Genomic DNA, 357 nt, shown 5'->3' on the forward strand with positions numbered 1-357 from the left:
GACCGACAGCGTGATCAGGCCCGGATGCTTCAGGAACGAATTGCGCGGCCACACGCGGCCGGAGTTGTGGGCGATCGGGATGACCCACGCGCCGGTATCCACGGCAAAACGCGCACCGCCGCTCTTGTAGCGCGGCTTCGGGTCGCCCGAGCGCGTGCGGGTGCCTTCCGGGAACATGATCACCCACGCGCCTTCGGCCATGCGTTCCTTGCCCTGACGTGCGACCGAGGCGAACGCGTTGGCGCCGTCCTTGCGGTCGATGTGCACCATCTTGAGCATGCCCAGCGCCCAGCCGATGAAGGGCACATACAGCAGCTCGCGCCTGAATACGTAGCACCGCGGCCGAGGCATGGTCGC

At 67.2% G+C, this 357-nt stretch carries 1 protein-coding gene; it reads right to left on the reverse strand.

All coding sequences use genetic code 11. The features are described 5' to 3' along the window. Positions 1 to 351: 1-acyl-sn-glycerol-3-phosphate acyltransferase (locus HX774_RS19635; RefSeq protein WP_255500570.1), on the reverse strand; the 351-nt coding region annotated here is incomplete at its 3' end. Between the last annotated feature and the right edge of the window lie 6 nt (positions 352 to 357).

Source organism: Brevundimonas sp. P7753, from assembly GCF_013386595.1.
GTDB lineage: Bacteria > Pseudomonadota > Alphaproteobacteria > Caulobacterales > Caulobacteraceae > Brevundimonas > Brevundimonas bullata.